Annotated in this window: 15 protein-coding genes and 2 pseudogenes; 6 read left to right on the top strand and 11 right to left on the bottom strand. The window is 67.5% G+C overall.

Annotated features, from left to right (window positions below; translation table 11 throughout):
* Positions 1 to 30 precede the first annotated feature (30 nt).
* Positions 31 to 3,099 carry an MMPL/RND family transporter gene (locus KIH27_RS16840; protein WP_214094115.1) on the bottom strand — a complete coding sequence of 1,023 codons (3,069 nt, stop codon included), beginning with the start codon at positions 3,097 to 3,099 and terminating at the stop codon, positions 31 to 33.
* A gap of 67 nt (positions 3,100 to 3,166) precedes the next feature.
* On the bottom strand, positions 3,167 to 4,654 hold the full coding sequence (locus KIH27_RS16835) for a flavin-containing monooxygenase (protein WP_214094114.1): 1,488 nt from the start codon (positions 4,652 to 4,654) through the stop codon (positions 3,167 to 3,169).
* Between the two features lie 95 nt (positions 4,655 to 4,749).
* Between KIH27_RS16835 and KIH27_RS16830 the strand changes: the two genes are divergently transcribed.
* The 4 genes from KIH27_RS16830 to KIH27_RS16815 all read left to right on the top strand — a co-directional run bounded on the left by KIH27_RS16830 (position 4,750) and on the right by KIH27_RS16815 (position 8,809).
* Positions 4,750 to 5,586, top strand: coding sequence for a phthiotriol/phenolphthiotriol dimycocerosates methyltransferase (locus KIH27_RS16830; protein WP_214094113.1), 837 nt, complete (start codon positions 4,750 to 4,752; stop codon positions 5,584 to 5,586).
* A 167-nt stretch (positions 5,587 to 5,753) separates the two neighbouring features.
* Positions 5,754 to 7,109 (top strand): cytochrome P450, encoded by a 1,356-nt coding sequence (locus KIH27_RS16825; protein WP_214094112.1) that lies wholly within the window; start codon positions 5,754 to 5,756, stop codon positions 7,107 to 7,109.
* Positions 7,109 to 7,945 (top strand): SDR family oxidoreductase, encoded by an 837-nt coding sequence (locus KIH27_RS16820; protein WP_214094111.1) that lies wholly within the window; start codon positions 7,109 to 7,111, stop codon positions 7,943 to 7,945. The genes KIH27_RS16825 and KIH27_RS16820 overlap by 1 nt, the downstream gene beginning before the upstream one ends.
* 51 nt (positions 7,946 to 7,996) lie before the next feature.
* Positions 7,997 to 8,809, top strand: coding sequence for a phthiotriol/phenolphthiotriol dimycocerosates methyltransferase (locus KIH27_RS16815; RefSeq protein WP_214094110.1), 813 nt, complete (start codon positions 7,997 to 7,999; stop codon positions 8,807 to 8,809).
* A gap of 21 nt (positions 8,810 to 8,830) precedes the next feature.
* Here KIH27_RS16815 and KIH27_RS16810 read toward each other — a convergent pair.
* Positions 8,831 to 9,556, bottom strand: a pseudogene (locus KIH27_RS16810) (alpha/beta hydrolase); the annotation flags it as partial.
* Positions 9,557 to 9,676: 120 nt separating this feature from the next.
* Positions 9,677 to 10,480, bottom strand: a pseudogene (locus tag KIH27_RS16805) (SDR family NAD(P)-dependent oxidoreductase); the annotation flags it as partial.
* Positions 10,481 to 10,576: 96 nt separating this feature from the next.
* Between KIH27_RS16805 and KIH27_RS16800 the strand changes: the two are divergent.
* Complete coding sequence (locus tag KIH27_RS16800; RefSeq protein WP_250150277.1) at positions 10,577 to 11,671, top strand: PE-PPE domain-containing protein; 1,095 nt, start codon at positions 10,577 to 10,579, stop codon at positions 11,669 to 11,671.
* A gap of 213 nt (positions 11,672 to 11,884) precedes the next feature.
* Here the strand turns inward: KIH27_RS16800 and KIH27_RS16795 are convergent, their stop codons facing one another.
* The 6 genes from KIH27_RS16795 to KIH27_RS16770 all read right to left on the bottom strand — a co-directional run bounded on the left by KIH27_RS16795 (position 11,885) and on the right by KIH27_RS16770 (position 18,992).
* Positions 11,885 to 13,276 (bottom strand): hypothetical protein, encoded by a 1,392-nt coding sequence (locus tag KIH27_RS16795; RefSeq protein WP_214094109.1) that lies wholly within the window; start codon positions 13,274 to 13,276, stop codon positions 11,885 to 11,887.
* A gap of 246 nt (positions 13,277 to 13,522) precedes the next feature.
* Entirely contained in the window at positions 13,523 to 15,103 is a 1,581-nt protein-coding gene (locus KIH27_RS16790) for a hypothetical protein (protein WP_214094108.1), read from the bottom strand.
* A gap of 225 nt (positions 15,104 to 15,328) precedes the next feature.
* Positions 15,329 to 16,924: a hypothetical protein gene (locus KIH27_RS16785; RefSeq protein WP_214094107.1), complete on the bottom strand. Its 1,596-nt coding sequence runs from the start codon at positions 16,922 to 16,924 to the stop codon at positions 15,329 to 15,331.
* 147 nt (positions 16,925 to 17,071) lie between these two features.
* Positions 17,072 to 17,794, bottom strand: a complete 723-nt coding sequence (locus KIH27_RS16780) for a nitroreductase family protein (protein WP_214094106.1) — start codon at positions 17,792 to 17,794, stop codon at positions 17,072 to 17,074.
* Positions 17,787 to 18,293: a DUF2505 domain-containing protein gene (locus KIH27_RS16775; RefSeq protein ID WP_214094105.1), complete on the bottom strand. Its 507-nt coding sequence runs from the start codon at positions 18,291 to 18,293 to the stop codon at positions 17,787 to 17,789. Before KIH27_RS16775 ends, KIH27_RS16780 begins: the two co-directional genes overlap by 8 nt.
* Positions 18,294 to 18,308: 15 nt before the next feature.
* Complete coding sequence (locus KIH27_RS16770) at positions 18,309 to 18,992, bottom strand: flavodoxin family protein (protein ID WP_214094104.1); 684 nt, start codon at positions 18,990 to 18,992, stop codon at positions 18,309 to 18,311.
* 65 nt (positions 18,993 to 19,057) lie between these two features.
* Between KIH27_RS16770 and KIH27_RS16765 the strand changes: the two genes are divergently transcribed.
* Positions 19,058 to 19,888: a class I SAM-dependent methyltransferase gene (locus KIH27_RS16765; RefSeq protein ID WP_214094103.1), complete on the top strand. Its 831-nt coding sequence runs from the start codon at positions 19,058 to 19,060 to the stop codon at positions 19,886 to 19,888.
* 5 nt (positions 19,889 to 19,893) lie between these two features.
* On the opposite strand, the gene KIH27_RS16760 is transcribed toward KIH27_RS16765, so the two are convergent.
* On the bottom strand, positions 19,894 to 21,141 hold the full coding sequence (locus KIH27_RS16760) for a phthiocerol/phthiodiolone dimycocerosyl transferase family protein (RefSeq protein WP_214094102.1): 1,248 nt from the start codon (positions 21,139 to 21,141) through the stop codon (positions 19,894 to 19,896).
* Positions 21,142 to 21,156 lie beyond the last annotated feature (15 nt).

Here is a 21,156-nt window from a genome sequence, read left to right as displayed (position 1 = left end):
GGGGCGCGGTGATCGCATGGGCCGACGGAACTACCGGTCGGGTTCATCCTCCGGCGGCTGGATCGCAGCAAGCACCTCGGTCGGCCGGTCTTCCGGTGGGGTCGCGGCATCCCGCGGGGCGGACAGTTCCGGGAACGCGGTGGCCACGATGTCCTCGAACTCCGGGTCGTGCTCGACGGTCCGGGTGGGGCCGGTCGCCGGCGGGTCGGCTTCGTCGGACTCCTCGACCTCGTCGACGGCGCCGCCGCCGGTCGTGGCGCCTACCGCCGCCAACTGCCGCGACTCGGCGCGCGGTGCGTGGACCCGGACGTTCAGCGGCCACCAGAACCACCGGCCCAGCAGCGCCGCCACCGACGGCATCATGAATGAGCGCACCACCAGGGTGTCGAACAGCAGGCCCAGCCCGATCGTGGTGCCCACCTGGCCGACCACCCGCAGGTCGCTGACCAGCATGGATGACATCGTGAAGGCGAACACCAGACCGGCCGCGGTGACCACCTTGCCAGTGCCGCCCATCGCCCGGATGATGCCTGTCTTCAGGCCGGCGCCCATCTCGTCCTTGAACCGCGCGACCAGCAGCAGGTTGTAGTCGCAGCCGACCGCCAGCAGGATGATCACCGACATCACCATCACCAGCCAGTGCAGGTTGATGCCGAAGATGTACTGCCAGATCAGCACCGACAGTCCGACCGACGCGCCGAGCGAGGCCAGCACGGTTCCGACGATCACCACCGATGCGACGAAACTGCGAGTGATCAGCAGCATGATGATGAAAATGATTGCCAGCGAAGTGATCCCGGCGATCAGCAGGTCGTAGTCCGCGGTGCCCTGCAGGTCCTTGAACAGCGCCGCAGTGCCCGCCACGTACACCTTGGCGCTGGACAGCGGCGTCCCCTTCAGGGACTCCGTGGCGGCCTTCTGGATTGCCTGGACCCGCGCCATACCGGCCGGGGTGGCCGGGTAACCATCGTGGGTGATGAACATCCGCGCGGCCTTGCCGTCCGGAGACAGGAACAGCGCGACTACCCGCTGGAAGTCGGGGTTGTCGAACACCTCCCGGGGCAGGTAGAACGACTCGTCACTCTTAGCGGCGTCGAAGTCCTGGCCCATCGCGACACTGCCGCCGCCGGCCTCCTCGACCTGGGAGATGATCCCCGACATCGTGCTGTTCAGCGTCAGCATCATCGTCTGCAGGCTCTTCAGCGCGGCGATCTGCGCCGGCATCATCGCCACCACCTGCGGTGAGATCGTGTCCATGTTGCTCATGTCCGGTGCCAGCTCGTTGAGCTTGTCGCTGAGCAGGTTGGCGCCGTCCAGCGCCGCGTACGCCGAACGCATCGACCAGCAGGTCGGGTCTGCGCGGCAATCCTGTTGCGAGTCAAGGGTGTCACGCAGCGGCTTGGAGGACTGGTCGAACTCGCTCATGTGCTGGCGCATCTGCTGCGCGATGTCCATCGCCTCCTGCGAGACACCGTTCGCATGGTGGGTGTTGGTGCCCATCTGCTGCATCAGCGCGTACATCCGCTGCAGCGAGACGATGGTCCCCTCCAGATCGTCGGCCTGCTTGCGCATGTCGCCGATCCGGCTCTTCACGAAGTCCAGGTTCTGCATCTGACCGGCGTTCTGCATGCTCAGCAGGAACGGGATCGAGGTGTGCTCCAGCGGGGTGCCCGCCGGCCGGGTGACGCTTTGCACGGAGGCGACGCCCTCGACCCCGAAGACGGCCTTGGCCACCTTGTTGAGTACCAGGAAGTCCGCCGAGTTGCGCATGTCGTGATCGGCTTCGAGCAGCAGCACCTCCGGCATCAGCCGGGACTCCGGGAAGTGCCGCGTCGCCGCTGCCCAGCCGAGGTTCGCCGGGGTGTCCTGCGGGATGAACGACGGGTCCTTGTAGCTGACCTTGTAGCCGGGCAGCGCCAGCAGCCCGATCAGGGCGACCGCACAGGCCGCCACGAAGATCGGGCCGGGCCAGCGCACGATCGCCGTCCCCACCTTGCGCCAGCCGCGCACCGACATCTTGCGTCGCGGTTCCAGCAGTCCGTACTTGCCCGCGACCGTCATCGCCGCCGGCACCAGCGTCAGCGCGATCGCCACCGCGACCAGCATCCCGACCGCGCACGGGACACCCATAGTCTGGAACACCGGCAGCCGGGTGAAGCTCAGGCACAGGGTGGCGCCGGCGATCGTCAGCCCCGACGCCAGCACCACATGCGCGACACCGTGGTACGCGGTGTAGTAGGCGGCCTCCCGGCTCTGGCCGTCGTGGCGGGCCTCGTGATACCGGCCGATGAAGAAGATGCAGTAGTCGGTGCCGGCCGCGATCGCCAGTGTCACCAGAATGTTGATCGCGAACGTGGACAGCCCGATCAGCCCGAAATGGCCGAGGGCGGCCACGACCCCGCGCACCGCGGCCAGCTCCACGCCGACCAGCGCCAGCACCACCGCGACCGTGCTCAGTGACCGGTAGATCACCAGCAGCATCAGGAAGATCACCGAGATCGTCGCGACCAGGATCTTCAGCACCGCCCGGTCACCGCTGGTGTTCATGTCGGTGACCATCGGCGCCGGGCCGGTCACATACGCCCGCACCCCCGCTGGCGGCGGGGTGTGCGCAACGATGTTGCGGACCGCCTCGACGGAGTCGTTGGCCAGCGCCTCACCCTGGTTGCCGGCCAGGTTCAGCTGCACCAGCACCGCTTTGCCGTCGGTGCTCTGCGCCGCGCCCGAGGTCAGCGGGTCACCCCAGAAGTCCTGTACGTGCTGGATGTGGACGGTGTCGCCCTTGAGCCTGTCGACCAGCGTCCGGTAGTACTGGTGGGCGGCCTCGCCGAGCGGGGCATCGCCCTCGAGCACGACCATCGCCGCGCTGTCGGTGTTCGACTCCTGGAAATCGTGGCCCAGCCGTGCCATGGCCTGGATCGCCGGCGCCTCTTTGGCGCTCAGGGAGATCGCGTTCTCCTTGGCGACCTGCTCCAGCGGCGGCACCGCGATGTTCACCAGTGCGGTGAGCGCAACCCAGCCGATGATGATCGGCAGCGCGAAACGCCGGACCACCGCTGCAGCCGACGGCCGGCTGCCCCCCAGATGATGCGTACTCATCGGCTCCCTCGCCAGGCGATTTACGTAAGCCAACACTGTAACCCGGATCACCGACCCGGGCATCTGCTCACGAAATGAGGTAATCGCTCAGCGGGAACCGATCCTGCTCCTTGACCGCACTGCGCACCGACGTCGGCCGGAACAACGCCGCCTCCCCGGTGTGCGAGTTGAACCAGTACGACCGCGACGTCACGCAGTCACCCAGGTGGAACACCGAATCGTCGAGCAACTCGGTCATCCGCGCGTAGAAGCGGTTGTTCGCCTCCTCGGTGACCTCGAAGGTGCTCGCGTGCCGGCGCTGCAGTTCGCCGAAGAGCCGGTTCATGTGCCGCATCTGGTATTCGACGGTGTTGAACCAGGACAGTCCCACCCAGGCGAACGGGCTGGCCATTGTCAGGAAGTTCGGGAAATGCGGCACCGTGATGCCCTGGTAGGCCTGGAACCGGGTCTCCCGCCACCATTTGCCCAGGTTGCGACCGCCCCGGCCGATGATCTCGATCGCCGGCAGGTTGGCGTCCCACACGTCGTAGCCGGTGGCCAGCACCAGGGTGTCGACCACCCGCTTGGTGCCGTCCTTGGAGACGATGCCGTCCGGTTCGATCCGCTCGATGCCGGCGGTGTCGAGGTTGACGTGCGGCAGCGTGAACGTCGGGTAGTAGTCGTTGGAGATCGTCGGGCGCTTGCAGCCGAAGTCGAAGTCCGGGGTGAGCTGGCGGTCCAGTTCCGGGTCGCGCACCGCCTTGCGCCGGTGCATCGCCGACTGCAGCGCCATCGCCTTGTTGACCAGCTTGAACCGCCGGTAGCGCCACATCGTCAGCACCATCATGAAGTCGGTGACGTTGTCGGTGAGCCAGCGCACGATCCGCTGGGTGAACGGCACCCGGGCGAACAGCCGCTGCACCACCGGCGGGAAGACGACGTCCGACTTGGGGGTCACCAGGATCGGGGTGCGCTGGTACACGGTGAGTTCGCCGACGTGTTTGGCCAGCTCTGGGATCACCTGGATGCCGGTGGAGCCGGTGCCGATGATCGCGGCGCGGCGTCCGGCCAGCTCGTGGTCGTGGTCCCAGGCCGCGGTGTGGATGACGTGGCCCTCAAACGACTCGATGCCGGGAATGTCCGGCATCTTCGGCTGGCACAGGAAGCCGGTCGCCGCGATCAGGAACTGCGCGGTCAGGGTCTCGCCGCCGGCCAGCGCCACCCGCCAGGCCTTGGCGTCCTCGTCCCACTGGGCGCCGTCGACGGTGGTGTTGAACCGCATGAAGCGGCGCACGTCGTACTTGTCGGCGACGTGCTCGGCGTAGGCCTGGATCTCGTGGCCCGGCGGGAAGAGCCGCGACCAGTACGGGTTCGGCTCGAACCAGTAGGAGTAGGTGGTGGCCGGCTGGTCGACGGAGAGCCCCGGGTAGTGGTTGACCCGCCATGTCCCGCCCAGGCCGTCTTCGCGGTCCACGATCAGGATGTTGTCGTAGCCCAGCCGGTTGAGCTGGATCGCGGCGCCGATTCCGCCGAATCCCGCCCCCACGATGACGGCGTCATATTGCTGGGTCCCCATAAGCTAGACAGGCTACCGCGGTGGGTCGGCCGATAGCCACCGGCCGACTGCCACCGACGTCCGGCATGCCCAGCGAGCTGTGCCATACTTCGCGAATGGTTCTTTCTGCTGCGTCTGAGACCCTCGAAAAAGTCGGCGCCGATCTGGTCTACCGGATCTCCGGCCTGCCGGTTTACAAGAAGGTCTTCAAATACTGGTACCCGTTCATGACCAAGCGGATGGGGCACGACGACGTCGTCTTCCTCAACTGGGGTTACGAGCAGGACCCGCCGCTGGGCCTGAAGCTCGACGAGGCCGACGAGCCGAACCGGTACTCGATCCAGCTTTACCACCAGACCGCCACCCAGATCGACCTCAAGGGCAAGAAGGTGCTGGAGGTCAGTTCCGGCCACGGCGGCGGCGCCTCCTTCCTGGCCCGCACGCTCAAGCCCGCCTCCTACACCGGGCTGGACTTCAACCCGGACGGTGTCGCGTTCTGCAAGAAGCGGCACCAGGTTCCCGGGCTCGACTTCGTGCAGGGCGACGCCCAGAACATGCCGTTCCCGGACGAGTCGTTCGACGCGGTGGTCAACGTCGAGGCCTCGCACATCTACCCGGACTTCGCGAAGTTCGTCAGCGAGGTCGGCCGGGTGCTGAAGCCGGGCGGGCACTTCCTGCACACCGACTTCCGCGAGAAGAAGGACATCCCGGCCTGGCAGCAGACGCTGGCCAAGCCGCCGCTGCGCCTGCTCAACGAGCGCGACATCAGCCAGGAGGTCGTGCGCGGCCTGAAGCTGAACTCGCCGCGTTCCAACGAGCTGATCAACGAGCGGATGCCGTTCTACCTGCGCCGCTTCGCCCGGGAGTTCGCGGTGGTCGAGGGGTCGCTGTTCTACAAGGACCTGGACCGCGGCGAGATCACCTACCGGATCTTCGACCTCGTCAAGGACTGACGTCACCCAGCCGTCGTCGTGAACCGGCCGGAACCCAGCCCCCCCGGGGCTTGAGTTCCGGCCGGTTTTCACGATGACGGAAGTCCCTTCAGCCGCCGGCTGGTACGGGGTTAGGGTGACTGCGGCCATCCCACTGTGACCGTGGACCGTGAGGGAGTTCGTCTTCGATGGAGTTGACCCGCAAGCTTCGATTCCGCGCCAGCCTGCTGAAGATCGGCGCCGACGGCATGTTCGGGGTGGCGCGTGACCGGGCCACCGCCTACCGGTACATCCTCACCGGCCGCAAGACCGCACCGGTCACCGATTTCGACCCGTTCGCGCCGGAGACCATGCGCGACCCCTACCCCGGCTACAAGACGCTGTTCGGCGGGCCGAAGGTCTGGTACAGCCGCAAGCGGGGTATCTGGATCATCCCCGGCTACGACGAGGTCTGGCAGGCCCTGCGCGACGACGAGGCGCTGTCCTCGGCGGAGAGCCAGGCCCGGTTCCGGGTGCACCTGCAGACGATGAACGCCACCGACGCCCCGGTGCACACCCGGCTGCGCCGGTCGGTCTCCCGGGCTTTCACCCCCCGCGCGATGAAGGCCTGGGAGGCCAACATCAACCGGGTCGCCGACGAACTCGTCGACGCGATGGTCACCCGGGGCCGCACCGAGCTGATGGAGGAGCTCGCCCGGCCGCTGCCGAACCGGCTGATCGTGCAGATGCTCGGGATCCCGCAGGAGGACCGCGAGCAGTTCCTGGCATGGGCCGACACCATCAACGAAGCCGCTTTCGCGCCGCTGAACCTGCACGGTATGCGGCTGAACATGCGGTCCAGCCAGGCGGTCACCGCGATGCACCGCAGCCTGGACCCGATGATCCAGGAGCGCCGCGGCACCAAGGGCGATGACCTGATCTCGATGCTGGCCGCGCCCAGCGGTGACGACACCCTCTCCGACGACGAGGTGTTCTGGAGTGCGTCGATGCTGGTCGGCGCCGGCAGTGAGACCACCACGAACCTGCTGACGGGACTGTTCCTGACGCTGGCGCAGCGCCCGGACGTCTACACCCGGCTGCGTGCGCAGCCGGACCTGATCCCGGCGGCCATCGAGGAGCAACTGCGGCTGGTCTCACCGGTGCAGGGCTTCTACCGGACCGCGACCCGCGACTACCGGGTCGGCGACGAGACGATCCCCGCCGGCGCCCGGGTGCTGCTGCTGTTCGCCGCCGCCAACCGCGACCCGCGGCACTTCGAGAATCCTGACGTCTTCGACCTCGATCGCAGCCCCAACGATCACGTTGCGTTCGGCGGCGGCGCCCACTACTGCCTCGGCACCCACCTGACCCGGATGGAGGTGGCCCGGGTGCTCACCCAGCTGATCCCGCGGGTCAAGGAGATCCGGCTGGCCGGCCAGCACCGCTACCTGGTCAACGCGACGATGCGCGGGCTGGAGTACCTGCCCCTGGAGTTCGTCGCCGCCGACGACGCCGGGGTCGCCGGTGCTGCTACCGGCGCCGCGGCCGGGGCCGCCGAGAACTGATGGCGACCGCACCGACCGCGCTGGTCACCGGCGCGACCAGTGGGATCGGCGCGGCCACCGCGCACCGGTTGCACGACCGCGGCTACCGGGTGTTCGCCGTGGGCCGCAACCCGGCGGCGCTCGACGACCTCCGTTCCCGGGGTCTGCAGGCCCGCGCCCTGGACATCACCGACGAGCCGGGCGTGACCGCACTGGTCGCCGAGATCGAAGCCGAGACCGGCGCCGGCGCCATCGATGTGCTCGTCAACTGCGCGGGATTCCCGCTGACCTGTCCGCTCGAACAGGTCGCCCTGGCCGACCTGCGGGACCTGTTCGAGGCGAACATCGTTGCGACGCTGCACCTGTCGCAGGCCGTACTGCCGGCGATGCGCAGGCGGGGCAGCGGGACGATCGTCAACATCGGCAGCACCGGCGGCCGGTTCGCCAGCCCCGGCGCGGGCGGCTATCACGTCGTCAAATACGGCCTGGAGGCGCTGTCGCTGTCGCTGCGGGCCGAGGTGGCGCCGTTCGGCGTGCGGGTGACGCTGCTCGACCCGACCGGGGTGCGGACACCGTTCGTCACCAATCAGCTCGAGGCGGCGCCGGTCTACGCCGACGACGACCCGTACGCCGGGTTCAAGCGCCGGTACCGGGAGAGCACCCGTCGGCTCACCGAGACAACCGGGGTGATGATCGGCCCGGACACCGTCGCCCGCGCGGTGCTGAAGGCGGTGGAGTCCCGGAATCCCAAGCCGCGCTACATCGTCGGCGCCTCCGGCAAGGCCACACTGCTGGCGCGGGCGCTGCTGACCGATCGGATGTGGGAACGGGTCCTGATGCGGGATCTGCGCGGCTGACCCGGCTTCGTCTCAGCTGGGCCGCCCTGAAATACTGCCCCGATGCTCACGATGAACCGTCTGATCTTCAACCCGGTCGCCCACCGCGTGATGACGAATCCGCTCGTCTACCACCTGCTGTTCACCTCGTTCGTCACCAAGCGCTTCGCCACCCAGACCAAGATGCTCAGCGGCGACGACTGGCTGTTCCTGAACTACGGGTACGAAGAGGACCCGCCGATGGGGATCTCGCTGGAGGCGTCCGACGAGCCCAACCGGTTCTTCATCCAGCAGTATCACCGCACCGCCGCCCAGGTGGACCTCAAGGGCAAGAAGGTGCTGGAGGTCAGCTGCGGCCACGGCGGCGGTGCGTCCTATGTGACCCGCACGTTCAAGCCGGCCTCGTACACCGGCCTGGACCTCAACGAGACCGCCATCGAGTTCTGCCGGGCGCGACACACACTGCCCGGAATGGACTTCGTCCAGGGCGATGCCGAGAACCTGCCGTTCGCCGAGGGCTCCTACGACGTGGTGCTGCACGTGGAGGCCTCGCACCTGTACCCGCACCCGGCGAAGTTCTTCGACGGCGCGGCCCGGGTGCTGGCCAAGGGTGGGCACTTCGTCTACACCGACTTCCGCCGCCGCAGCGAACTGGACCAGTGGGACGCCGAGCTGGCCGCCACCGGGCTGCGGCTGGTGGCGCAGGAGGACATCAGCCTGGCGGTGCTGCGCGGCAACGAGAAGAACCTGGCCCGCAAGCAGGACATGATCGCCCACCACGGCAGCCTGGCGAAGTTCGCCAGCGCGGCGACCGACTGGACGTTCAACGGTGCGCTCAAGAACGGTGAGTTCGTCTACCGGCTGTACCACTTCACCAAGGACTGACCGGCAGCCGGCCGGGGGCTGCTACAACCCCCGGCCGACCAGCCAGTCGTCGATCTCCCCGGCGACCGCCTCCCAGCCGGGCTCGAGCATCATGTCGTGCCCCATGTCGGGGAAGAATCGGGCTTCGGTGCCGTAGGCGTGCGCCGTCGCCTCGATCTCCGCGCGGGTATGGATGCTGTCCTGCTCCGCGCCGAGCACCAGCAGCGGTGTCGTGACACGCTCCGGGCGCGGCCGGCGGAACAGCATGCAGTCCAGGCTCACCCGGGCGCTGTCTTCCTGCAGCCGGGCCGCGCACTCCAGCACCCGCTCCTCGGGGGTGTGCGCGGAGAAGAACTTCTCGCGCGCCAGGGCGGGAGTGTTGAGGAACGGCAGCGAGTTGCCGGTGACGATCATCTTGGCGAACTGACCGGGCCGGCGCCGCAGCCAGCGGAGGTTCGATCCGTAGCTGCCCTGCGGGGGGATCGCCGTCATCAGCACCCCGGCGGGCGCGGTGTGGGCCTCCAGATACTTCTGCACGATCAGGCCGCCCATCGAGTGGCCGATCACCACCGGCGGCACCGGCAGGCTCGCGGCGACCGCGGCGACGTCGGCGACGTAGTCGTCGGCGCTGCAGGTGCGCAGCGGCTTATCGGTTGCGCTGTTGCCGTGGCCGCGGAAGCTCAGCGCCATCGCCTGGTAGCCGCGGTCGGCGAAATAGCTCAGAAAATGCTCGTCCCAGCACCATGCGGCGTGCCAGGCACCGTGAACGAACAGCAGCGGGACCGGATGTTCCGGACTCACGCAACCTTTGTCGATCACCTCGAGCACTGGGCCGCTCCCTCTGTCCCCGGCCACGGTCGAAGACTGGGCCTCCCCCTCGCCCGGACCGCGCGTCAGCAGCGGGGTCCGGCGTGCCAGTAACGGTAGCAGCGGTTCGTGGGGCATCAACCGGTACGTCGTCACCAGCAGCCGGTTCATCCACCCGGGCGTCACCCGGCCGCGGCCGGCGGCGAGCCCGTCGATCGCCGCCCGGGCCACCTGGTCGGCGGACCGCCACATCGCCCGGGGCAGCACCTTCTCCCGCTCCCCCGTGCGGAAGCCGGCGACCACGTCCAGGTCGGTCGGGACCGGACCGGGGCACAGCGTCGTCGCAGTGACGCCGGTGCCGCGCAGTTCGGCGCGCAGACTCTCGGTGTAGGACAAGATGAACGCCTTCGCGGCGCCGTAGGTGGCCTGTCCCGGTAGCGGCCCGAATCCAGCCACCGACGACACGTTGAGCACCGCCCCGCGGCCGCGCTGCACCATGCCGGGCAGGAACCGGCCGCACAGGTCGACCACAGCCGCGACGTCGACCTCGATCAGCTGGAGTTGCCGCTCCGGTGCGGATCGCGCCGCCAGACCGACGATCGCCAGTCCGGCGTTGTTGATCAGGATGTCGGGTGTCAGGCCCAGTGCCGCAACACGATCCGGCAGCGCCGCGCGATCGGCACGGCAGGACAGGTCGGCGGGCAGCACGTGCGCCCGATCTAAGCCCAGGTCTGCGGCCACCACGCGCAACCGGTCTTCGCGCCGGGCCACCAGCACCACCTGATAGCCGCGGCGGCACAGTTCACGGGCGATGGCCGCACCGATGCCCGACGACGCACCGGTGACGATCGCCGTCCGATTCTCACCGGGCGCGGGAAGGGACACGTCCACACCTTAATCTTTTGGCCCGCCCGAGAGGCGCTGGGTGGTGGACTTGTGTACGCTGATGCCGTCTTAGGCGTGACATGAACGGGGGGTTCGATGACGCACGCTAAATACCGGTGGATGACCGTCGGTGCACTGGCCGGGGGTTGCGCCGGTCTGATGGGTATGACCGCGATGCTCAACGCGGGGTTCGCGCTCGGCGAGAACAGCGCACTGATCATGGGGTCGGCGTTCAATCCGACCCCGGATGACACCTACATGCAGAAGATCATGGATGGCTTCATCACCCCGGAGCACCCGTTCGAGGGGCAGCCGACGTTCGACGGCTACACGCCGGTGAGCGTGTTCACGCCGGAGACCGACTACGGTGCCGGGCTCACCCAGGGTGTGGCCGACCTGAACACCGCGATCACCAAGGCCCTCGCCGACGGCGGCAACGCCGTGGTGTTCGGCTACTCGATGAGCGCGTCGGTGGCCACCCAGGAATTGATCGACCTGGCGAAGTTGCCGCCCGGCGAGGCGCCGAGCCCGGACCACCTGCGGTTCGTGCTGCTGGAGGACCTGAACGGCCCCAACGGTGGGTTCTTCACCCGGATTCCTGGGTCGGGCATGCCGGCGATGCCGGATGACTCGCCCTATCACACCGACATCTACAACATCGAGTACAGCGGCGGCAGTGACCTGCCGCAGTACCTGTGGAACCCGTTCGCGGTGGCGAACGCGATGGCCGGCTACCTCGACCTGCACACCGCCTACCTGGCGAACTTTCCGACGACGACGTTCGATCCGGCCGCGATCCAGGATGCGGTGCAACTGCCGACGTCGGCGGCTGACATCAACACCGACTACTTCCTGATCCCGACCCAGGATCTGCCACTGCTGGCGGGATGGCGCACGATCCCAGGGATCGGCAACGCGATGGCAGACCTGATCCAGCCGGATCTGCGGGTGCTGGTGGATCTGGGCTACGACCGCTCCGGTGACGCCGACGTGGTCACCCCAGGCACCTTCACGGTGCCGAACATCGACTGGGACACCGTCATGCACAACCTCGAACTCGGGGCGCAGCAGGGCTACACCGCGTTCCTGATCGACCTGGGCATGTCGAAGGCGGAGATGCCGGACATCTACCCGTTCGTGCCGGACCTGGCGGGCCAGATCGCCGACCCGGGGATGATCGGGCTGTCGTAGTCGCCCGGGCGGGTCCGTTTCCCGGCGGATCCGCCCACCGGTCGGGTTGGTTCGGCGGCCCAGCTTCGGCTCTCCTGCGTCGAGCCTCGCTGACCGCTCGGGTTGATTCGGCGGCCCAGCTTCGGCTCTCCTCCGTCGAGCCTCGCTGACCGCTCGGGTTGATTCGGCGGCCCAGCTTCGGCTCTCCTCCGTCGAGCCTCGCTGGCCGCCGGGCTACGCCGCGGGCGTGATGTTGAAGATGGCGTCCCACAGGCCCTGGGCGTCGAACGGCCCGAGTATCCCGCTGTTGTCGACGATGTTGTACCAGTAGTCGCCGAGCGCGTCGTGGATCTGGGCGGCCGTCGGCAGGAAGTCGCTGGTGTCGATCGCCGGGTTCGGCGGCAGCGGGTTCTTCAGGTCCAGCAGGGTCTGGCCCAGCCGCCACAGCAAGCCCTCATAGTCGATGATCTCCGGCGTGGAGACGTTGGCCGTGCCGGCGTCATGGGCGGTCAGCCATTCGTCGATGATCTTGTTACCGGGCCACATTGCGTCGATCGCCTGGACGGCCAGCACGTAGCTCGGCGTGTTCCAGTCACCGGCATCGAAGATGTTGCCGCCGGGCTCGGGAAGCAGGCACTCACCGGGGCAGAACGGGCTGCCGGGGATGAACGGGTTGAACGCGACGATCATCGCCGCGAGGTCGGCCTGCAGCACCCGCAGGAACTCGGTCGGGTCCGGCATCTCGAACTTGCTGGCGTCGAACGGCGCCATCAGGCTGTTGAAGAAGTTCGTGAACGGCTGCTGGAAGTCCATCGCGTAGGACGTGCCGGTCCACGGCATCATCGGCGTGTCGGGGTCCATCTTCTCCAGCGCCGCCCACGCGTCCGGATGCTCGGTCTCCATCTCCGGGTGGGCCGCCATGATCTGCGCCGCGGTGCGGGTGCCCTCCCAGAGGAAGCCGTCGTGGCCGACACCGCTGTCCTGCAGGCCGGCCTGGGTGGCCGGATCGAAGTAGTAGGAGTTGCCGTTCGTCATGGCCGAGAACGGAATCTGGAACCAGTTGTCGATGATCGGCATCTTCTGCAGACCGGTGACGATCAGCAGACTCCAGATGGCCTGGTCGATCCAGGTGAACCCGGTGATCGGGCTGGTCGGCATCGCCGGCAGGCAGTCCAGGCTCTCACAGCTGGGGTCGGCGGGGATCTCCACCGCGGCGAGCATCGCCAGTTGCTGGGCCAGGCCGTCGTAGGCAAAGTCACCCTCATGGCCGGCGCCGGACAGCTCCGGGAACGGCACCATCATCTCGATCACCGACTCGAAGTGGCCGAGATCGCCGGGGTCCTCCCCCCAGACGTTCGTCGGGCTGCCGACCCACCACGGCCCGCTGTAGAACAGCGACTGAGCCAACGTGCTCATGGCGTGGATCTCATTGGCCGGGATGTTCAGGATGGCCTGGAACAGGTTCAGCGGGACGTTCAGCAGCGAGTCACCGGCGGTGAGACTGATGGATGGCTGAGTGAGTGACGGCGCCTGGACAGCCGGTACCGGGGTGACGGCGATGACGCCCGCGGTGGTGAGTGCCAGCCCGGCGGTGATGTACGGGCGCAGCGCGGCCGAGAGCGCCATGATCCTCCAGCTAAGGGTGCGGTGGTATGCGCCACGGTGTGTGGCCTAAGGCAATGTACCAAAGCAGGACTTATGCGCAAACCGTGAGTTTGCCAACCCAGGATCATGTGAATCTGGGAAATAAGTCAATTCAGTTCGAATCCATGTTCACTCATGCCGGTGTAGTGTTCTGAGCTCCACCGAAGCGGCCGGAAATGACCGTGACCCGGTCGCATGGTGCGGCCGGGTCACGAATCGTCGAACGTTTCAGAAGGTGAACGCGCTCGAGAGTTGGCTCCAGAAGTCGGCGAGGTCGTTGTACAGCCCGCCGGTCGGGTCGAGAACGTGCAGCCAGTCGCCCCACAGCAGCGAGGTGTCCAGGCCGCCGAAGTCGCCGAGGGTCTGCTGGTCCAGCGGCAGGTTCGGGTCGTAGCCGGGGATGATGAAACCCCCGTGCCCGTCCGACTCCCAGGGGCCCAGGAATCCCGGGTCGGTCATCCAGCCGGAGTTGACGAGCAGCTTCGACCACTCCGGGCCGAGGAACGCGACGATCTCGGCTTCTTGCTCCGGGCTGAAGGTGAAGTTCCCGGTCTGCAGGCCCATGATCCCGGCGTAGACCTGCTCATCGGTGGCGCCGTTGGCATCGCCGATGGCGTTCTTGGCGTCGGCAGCCTCGGTCAGGTCGATCCACTGCTGGATCACCGGGTTCGGCGTGCCGATGGCCTGAATCTGCTTCACCAGATCCAGGGTGGTGTTGCCCATCGGCGGCGAGAACGGCGGGTTGTCGCAGAGCCCCGGGCACTGCGGGCTGCCGGCGACATACGGGTTGAAGTCGATGATGAACCCGGCCCACAGCGCCTTGAGCGTCTGGAAGAACTCGGTGAACTCCGGGAAGTGGAACCCGGTGGTCAGGTTGTCACCGTTGACGCTCCAGTCGACCGGCGCCATCAAGCTGTCGAACCACTTCTGGAACGGCGCGGACGGGTCCAGTTTGAAGTCGATCCCCGCCCACGGCATCAGGTTCTCACCGTTCGGGCCTTCCACCGTGCCGGGGAAGCCGAAGCCCGGCTGCGGGGCGGCGGACCACGGCTCTCCGCCGTGGGTGGGTGCACCGGGCACCGAGCCGCCTTCGCCGACGCCGACATCCGGGTCGACGATGCCGCCCGCGGTGGGGTTGCCCACGTCACCCGGGCCGTCGGCGAAGTGGTACCCGTTGAGCATGTCGCTGATCGGAACCTTGAACCAGTTGGCGAACATCGGCAGCTGGTGGTCGCTGGGTCCGATGGAGTCGAAGAACTGCAGCATCCGGTCGAGTCCGGTGATCCCGGTGATCGGTTCGGTCGGCACCATCGGCGCACACTGCATCGCACCGCACGACAGGCTGACCGGCAGCATCGCAGCGGCGAACATCGCGAACTGCTGGCCGATGCCGGCGGTGCCGTTGGCCAGCGCGTCCGGGTCGATCTCGGGCTGGTAGACGCCGGAGATCTCGGGGGCGAACGGGAACATCATGTCCATGATCGCCATGAAGTGGCCGGGGTCGCCCGGGTCCTCACCCCAGATGTTGGTGGCGCTCGGCGTCCACCAGTTGCCGGTCCAGAAGAACGAGTTCGCCAGGACGTTCATCGCCGACATCTCGTTGAACGGGATGTTGACGAAGTCTTGGAACAGGTTGAACGGGATGTTGAGGATGGATTCCCCCGCAACCAGTTCCACCGTCCGCTCGACGGCAGACAGGCCCTGCTGCCACGGCGCGACGGGCAGAACCGGCGCGACGGCGACGGCTCCCGCAGCGGCGAGTGCAGCACCCATCTTCACGTACGGGTACTGGCGCTCGGCGTACTGCATTGAAATCCCCCTCCGTAATCCCCTTGAGACCACGTCACCATATAGGCAAGTTGATCTTGTTCCTAACCGAACCACACTATTGACGGCTGTAAAGTTAATAATGTGCACTAAATCACAGCGTCTTCGATGATGTTGTCGATTCGTGATTCGCGAGGGTATCGCCTGCACGCAGAAAAAGACCGGTTCCGCCACCGATGGTGGCGGAACCGGTCCAGGTTGGTCGGGTTAGAGCAGCCCCCCCAGGCTGCCCAGGCCCAGACCGTCGAGCAGGTTCGTGAACCCGTCGGAGGCGCCGAATGCGGCGCTGCCGGCGTCGGTGGGATCGGGCGCGGAGGCGCCGAGCACCGGGGTGAGGTCGTCGAAGTTCACCGGCTGGTAGCCGGCCAGCTTCGCCCAGTCGGCGAAGAACTGCTGCACGCCGGACTCCTTCATGAAGTCGGTGAGTTGCTGCATCATCGGCGACGTCGGGAACGAGATCGGGGTGTCCACGTTGGTCGGCGGGTTGTCCGTCGACGGGTTGCCGATGTCGAACCACTGCTGCAGCGACTGTGACACGGCGTTGTTGACGTCGACCTGGTGCGGGGTCGGGCCGTTGGCCATCCCGTAGAAGGCGTCCATCGGATTCTCGGTGTTGGCCTGCGTCAGCCAGTCCTCCAGCGAGGCGTTGCCCGGCCACATCTTGTTCAGCTCGCTCACCAGCGCCAGGGGCGTCGCCGACGGGTTGTCCAGGCAGGTCGTCCCGCAGAACGGGTCGCCGGGCGACGACGGGTCGAAGGCGATGATCTCGCCCGCGGTCAGCGTCTGCAGTGCCCGGCCGATCTCCTCGAAGGTCGGGATCTGGAAGCCGTCGGCGTAGGTGGTCGGGTCCACCGGCGCCTGCAGGTCATTGAAGAAGTGCTGGAACGGGTACATCAGATCCAGCTTGAACGTCTCGTTGGACCACGGCATCAGGTTCACCGGGTTGCCGTTGCCGTTGACGACGTCATCGGTGCCGGGGACGACGTGAATCCCCTCCGACTGAGTCGCGGCGTCCTGGGGCAGATCCTTGATGTCGGCCGGGGTCGCCGGATGGGTGCCGGCGAAGCCCAGGGTGGTGTCGCCGGGCACCGAGCCGTCGGGCTGCCCGGCGGCGTTGGTGCCGATGCCCATCGAGGGGTCGACCGCGGTGGGGAACGTGTAGCCGTTCTGCAGATCCGACAGCGGCACCTTGAACCAGTTGTCGAACAGCGGGTAGGACTGGGCGCCGAAGAGCGAGGCGAAGAACCAGGCGTTGTGGTCAAAGAAGCTGGAGCCGGTGATCTCACTGGACGGCAGCAGCGGTGCGCTGTAGTCGGCGTCGCTGGACGGGCTGACCGGGATCTCGGCATCGGCGAGCAGGGTGAACTGCTGGCCCAGGCCCAGGTGGCCGGCCGCGGCGTCGTCCCAGCTGAACCCCGGAGCGCCGGGCTCCGGGGTGCCCTGCCCGGAGATCGCAGCGAACGGGAACATCATGTCGAAGATGCCCAGGAAGTGGCCCGGGTCGCCCGGGTCCTCGCCCCAGATGTTGGTGGCGCTCGGCGACCACCAGTTGCCGCTGTAGATCAGCGCGTTGCCCAGTTCGGTCATCCCGCCGAGTTCGGTGCTGGGCACGTTGACCAGCGCCTGGAACAGGTTCAGCGGCACGTTCATCAGCGAATCCGCACCGTTGACCAGCTGCAGCTCCCGTTCGACGGCGGTGAGCCACGGTGACATGGGCACCGGCGTGACCAGCGCGGCGGCGACCACGCCCGCCGCAGCCAGCGCAGTGACCTTCGCGTCCGGAACGCGTTTGGCGGCGTCCATGAATCCCCCTCAATCACGGTGTGACACAAGCTCGCTGAACCTACACCTGATCGGTACGTTCAGGCTAGCCAAACCGGTCATTCAGAAGTATTCACAGCGAACTGGCAACTTCACATCTCTGACAAGGGATTTTCCATCCAAAAGGTATCAATTAGCCGGCCAGGCGCGGTTGCCGTACCCATCCAGGTGGATTACCTCCTCGACCGGTTTGCGGGTGGTGGACCCGTACCGGCCGCGCGGCCAGCCCAGCGGGACGATGCAGCAGGGCGTCACATCCCGGGGCAGCCCCAGCGCCCGCCGCACCGCACGCTGATTCCACAGCGGCAATGTGATCAGGGAGGCGCCGAGTCCCATCGCCCGCGCGGCCAGCAGCAGATTCTGCACGCTGGGATAGATCGATCCCCAGTAGGCGGATTCGGCGATGTGCGGCATCCGCACCACCGGCAGCCGCCCTTCCCGCGCGCCGAGCCGCAGGCAGGCCACCACCAGCACCGGGATCTCGGCGAAGTGGTCGATCTGCCACTGCATCGCCTTGGCGATCCCGGCGATCGCCGGATCCCGCTTGATCTTGCGCCGCAGCACCACGTCGCGCTGGATCTTCCAGGCCTGCCGGTAGCGGTTGGCCAGCTCCTCCTTGACCGCTCGGTCCCGTACGACGATGAACTCCCAGTTCTGCCCGTCGTTGCCGGTCGGCGCCCGCAGCGCCAGTTCGATACAGCGCCGTACCACCGCATCGTCGACCGGGTCGGAGTACACCCGGCGGATCGCCCGCTGGGTCATCATCGCCTCGGCCAGCGGCATGTCCAGCCGGGCCAGCGCGTCCTCGACGGTCGGGACGTGCGTCGGGGAGAACCGCGGCGCGTCAGGCATTCTCGCCCAGCCACTCGGCGGTGAACCGCTGGATGTCGGGGATGCCCTGGGCGAACTCCTTGGCCAGGAAGCTCTCGATGGGCCCGCCGACCAGCGGCATCTTGAACTCAATGGTCCCGGTGAGGTCCATCCGCGACCCGGTGCCGGCGGGCGCCAGCAGCGCGGTGCCGCCGCCCCGGCCCGGCGCACCGACCACCGCCACGTCGATCACGCCGGTGACCGTGCCGTCACCGGCAGGCGTCCACACCTCGGTGGTGACGATGTTGAGGTCACCCCGGTAGATCTTGGTCAGCATCCCGGGCAGTGCGCCGTGCGTCAGGTCCTCTTTGACGACCACCCGCACGGTGCCGTCGGGTTCGACGGTCAGCGACTCCAGGGTCTTCTCACCGCCGGTGAAGGCGGCGTTCCGGGCATGCCAGTAGGACTCGTTGCCGAACGCGGCGTGCACCTGCTCGACGGTGGCCGGCGACTCGAAGACGATGTCGAAGGAACGGGGCATGGTGAAAGCCTTCCTCTACTTCCCGAACAGCCGGCCGGCCAGACCGGCGGCGAACTTGCGGACTGAGTCCAACTGCTCCGGCTGCACATTGGTCGGCGGCAGCCGCAGCCCGAGGAACCGCTCCCGATAGGTCCCGGTACCCAGATAGCTGGTCAGCGCCAGCATCGACCGGGCCGAATCACCGGGGTAGGTCAGGTGGATCTCGTCGGTGTACCGGCCGCCGCACTGCTCACCGAGCCGGCACACCTCGGCGTAGTTCTCCTGCCAGAAGCTGCGGCAGACGGTGAACACCGCGAACGGCTTGTCGGCCAACAGCTTTCGCGCCTCGTCGGTCTGCAGGAAGGACCGGATGGGCATCGCCGGCGCCTTCCACCAGGTCGGCGACCCGATGCAGATCAGGTCGTAGTCGCCGTCGCGCACCGCATCCGGGGTGCGGATCTCCCCCGTCTCACCGTTCTGCTGCGCCTTGAGCACGCTGAGCATGTCCGGCCAGACCCGGTGCAGCGGGAACTGCGCAAACCGGGGCGAGTACTGCGGATCGGTGAACTCGATGGGCGCCTCGACCACCTCACAGCCGCGCTCGGCGAACACCTCACCGGCCGCCTGCAGCATCTTGCGGGACTGCCCGGAGTAGCTGTAGTACAGCAGCAGGATCCGCGGCGGTCTCCCGTCGGGCTGGGTACCGGTGTCATCCGCCATCTGCGCCTCCATCATTCGACCGTGCGGTGCGTTGCATTGACCTCGAGCGTATTAGGCTCGCCGACGTGTCCGACAAGATCCCCGTCGACCTGCACGGTGCAGCGCAGACGATGCTGACGACGCTGTACCTCAAGGCACTCGACGCCGACCTCGACCGGCCGGTGCTCGGCGACCGCTACGCCAAGCAGGCCGTCGAGCGCATCGAGTTCGACTTTGCCGGGCTCAAGGCGCCGGTGAAGTGGGCGCCACTGGTAACGGTGCGCACCGCGCAGTACGACATCTGGGCGGGCCAGTTCCTGGCGGCCAACCCGAATGCCGTCGTCATCCACCTGGGCTGCGGACTGGACGCACGGGTGTTCCGGCTCGACCCCGGCCCGGACGTCTCCTGGTACGACGTCGACCAGCCGCCGGTGATCGCATTGCGCGAGAAGATCTTTCCGGCCCGGCCCGGCTACCGGCTGATCGCCACGTCGGCGACCGACCCGTCCTGGCTCGATGACATCCCGACCGACCGGCCGGTGCTGCTGCTGGCCGAGGGCATCAGCATGTACCTGACCGAGGCCGACGGTGTGGCGCTGCTGCAGAGCATCGTCGACCGGTTCGGGTCCGGTGAACTGCAGATCGACTTCTACAACTGGCTGGGCATCAAAACCCAGAAGATGCAACGGCTTCAGCGGCAGTCCGGCTCGACGCTGCACTGGGCCGTCAACGGCCCCGAGGACATCCTGAGTCGGGTCACCGGGATCCGGTTGCTGGCCGCCACCAACCTCTTCGACGCGGAGACCTTCGCCCGCGTGCCGGCCGGGTTCGCCCGCACCGGCCGGCTGATCGGCGCGCTGCGGCCGGTGCACGGCCTGCTGCAGTACCACCGCTACGCCTTCGGCCCCACCGGCTGACCGGTCTAGCCGGCGGTCTGCCGTTCGGCGATACCGGCCAGCAGTGCCCGGATCGCCTCCACCGACCGCTCCGGAGCCGGCCCGTGCGAGTGGTATTCGATGTTGAGCTGCCCGGCGAAGATCTGGGTGAAGTAGATGTCGATCCCGGCGCTGACGGCGAAGTACAGCTCACCGTGCGTGGTGGTGACCTCCACCCCCGCTGGGGTGCGCACCGGCGGAACCAGACCGTTGTTGCTCAATACGACGACGTCCGGCATTCCCGGCGGGTTCCCGACGTACTGCGGGCTGAAATGCAGCCGGGACTGCTGGATGACGCCTTCGTCGAGGTCCTTCTGGAAGGTTTGGGCGATGTCGCGGGCGACGTCGACCAAGTCGGTCTTGGCGTCGATCTCCGCCAGGTAGGTGGCCAGCCCGATCGGGTTGGTGCAGCCGGTCGCCGAAACCGGCGGTGACAGAAAGTATCTCAGGTCGACGGTGTAGACGTAGGGCACCGGGATGCTGAGCTTGCCGCGCAGCTGCCACTCCGCGGTCAGCACTGCCGCCGACAGCACCGCGTGCAGGCTCAGGTCGTGAGCCTTGCCGAATGCGACGACGGCGTCGGTCTCCGCTTCGCTGAGCCGGCAGGACGCCATCGGGACCAGCATCGGCGAGTCCGGCTTGGCGTCGGTGACGGCGCGGCGGGTGGGTGGCAGGTCGTAGGCGAACAGCGCCGGCATGAATCGCTCGATGCCGGAACGCTTCTGCTTCTCCACCCCGCGGTCGGCGAGCACCGCCTCGATCGACTCCGGCGCCGGTTCGACGGTGATCGCACCGAGCCGCCCGGTGGTGACCAGGTCGGTGTAGAAGGAGAGCATCTCCTCGATCAGCGCGTACATGTGGTGCCCGTCGGCGACCGCGTGGTGCACGTACAGCGTCGGCTGGGCCCGCCCGTCCCGGATCAGCAGCCGCAGGTGCACCAGCGACTCGGTCTGGTCGAAGTGCAGCGGCGGAGCCGGTGTGTCGCCCTCGAGCTCCACCACCTCGATCGGCTCGGGCAGCAGGTCGTCGGTGACGAACTGATGCCGGCCGTCGGGCAGCTGCTCGATCCGGCCGGTGAGGATCGGATGCGACTCCAGCAGCGCCTCGTACGCCTCGGAGAGCAGGTCGACGTCGACCGGGCCCGTCACGTGCGCGGCGAGGCCCACGAAGTTCTGGGTCTCGGCGAGCATCTCCTCGCTGAGCGCCAACTTGCGGATGACCGAGGTGGCAAACACTGTCGCGACTCTCCC

The organism is Mycolicibacter acidiphilus, assembly GCF_018455725.1.
GTDB lineage: Bacteria > Actinomycetota > Actinomycetes > Mycobacteriales > Mycobacteriaceae > Mycobacterium > Mycobacterium acidiphilum.
Note: the sequence above shows the minus strand (reverse complement) of the source record. Positions and strands in the feature narration are given on the sequence as shown.

What these genes read in the sequence shown, in the direction of transcription:
- KIH27_RS16840 (WP_214094115.1), bottom strand. Translation starts at nt 3,099, where the DNA reads ATGAGTACGCATCATCTGGGGGGCAGCCGGCCGTCGGCTGCAGCGGTG.
- KIH27_RS16835 (WP_214094114.1), bottom strand. Translation starts at nt 4,654, where the DNA reads ATGGGGACCCAGCAATATGACGCCGTCATCGTGGGGGCGGGATTCGGC.
- KIH27_RS16830 (WP_214094113.1), top strand. Translation starts at nt 4,750, where the DNA reads ATGGTTCTTTCTGCTGCGTCTGAGACCCTCGAAAAAGTCGGCGCCGAT.
- KIH27_RS16825 (WP_214094112.1), top strand. Translation starts at nt 5,754, where the DNA reads ATGGAGTTGACCCGCAAGCTTCGATTCCGCGCCAGCCTGCTGAAGATC.
- KIH27_RS16820 (WP_214094111.1), top strand. Translation starts at nt 7,109, where the DNA reads ATGGCGACCGCACCGACCGCGCTGGTCACCGGCGCGACCAGTGGGATC.
- KIH27_RS16815 (WP_214094110.1), top strand. Translation starts at nt 7,997, where the DNA reads ATGAACCGTCTGATCTTCAACCCGGTCGCCCACCGCGTGATGACGAAT.
- KIH27_RS16800 (WP_250150277.1), top strand. Translation starts at nt 10,577, where the DNA reads ATGACGCACGCTAAATACCGGTGGATGACCGTCGGTGCACTGGCCGGG.
- KIH27_RS16795 (WP_214094109.1), bottom strand. Translation starts at nt 13,276, where the DNA reads ATGGCGCTCTCGGCCGCGCTGCGCCCGTACATCACCGCCGGGCTGGCA.
- KIH27_RS16790 (WP_214094108.1), bottom strand. Translation starts at nt 15,103, where the DNA reads ATGCAGTACGCCGAGCGCCAGTACCCGTACGTGAAGATGGGTGCTGCA.
- KIH27_RS16785 (WP_214094107.1), bottom strand. Translation starts at nt 16,924, where the DNA reads ATGGACGCCGCCAAACGCGTTCCGGACGCGAAGGTCACTGCGCTGGCT.
- KIH27_RS16780 (WP_214094106.1), bottom strand. Translation starts at nt 17,794, where the DNA reads ATGCCTGACGCGCCGCGGTTCTCCCCGACGCACGTCCCGACCGTCGAG.
- KIH27_RS16775 (WP_214094105.1), bottom strand. Translation starts at nt 18,293, where the DNA reads ATGCCCCGTTCCTTCGACATCGTCTTCGAGTCGCCGGCCACCGTCGAG.
- KIH27_RS16770 (WP_214094104.1), bottom strand. Translation starts at nt 18,992, where the DNA reads ATGGCGGATGACACCGGTACCCAGCCCGACGGGAGACCGCCGCGGATC.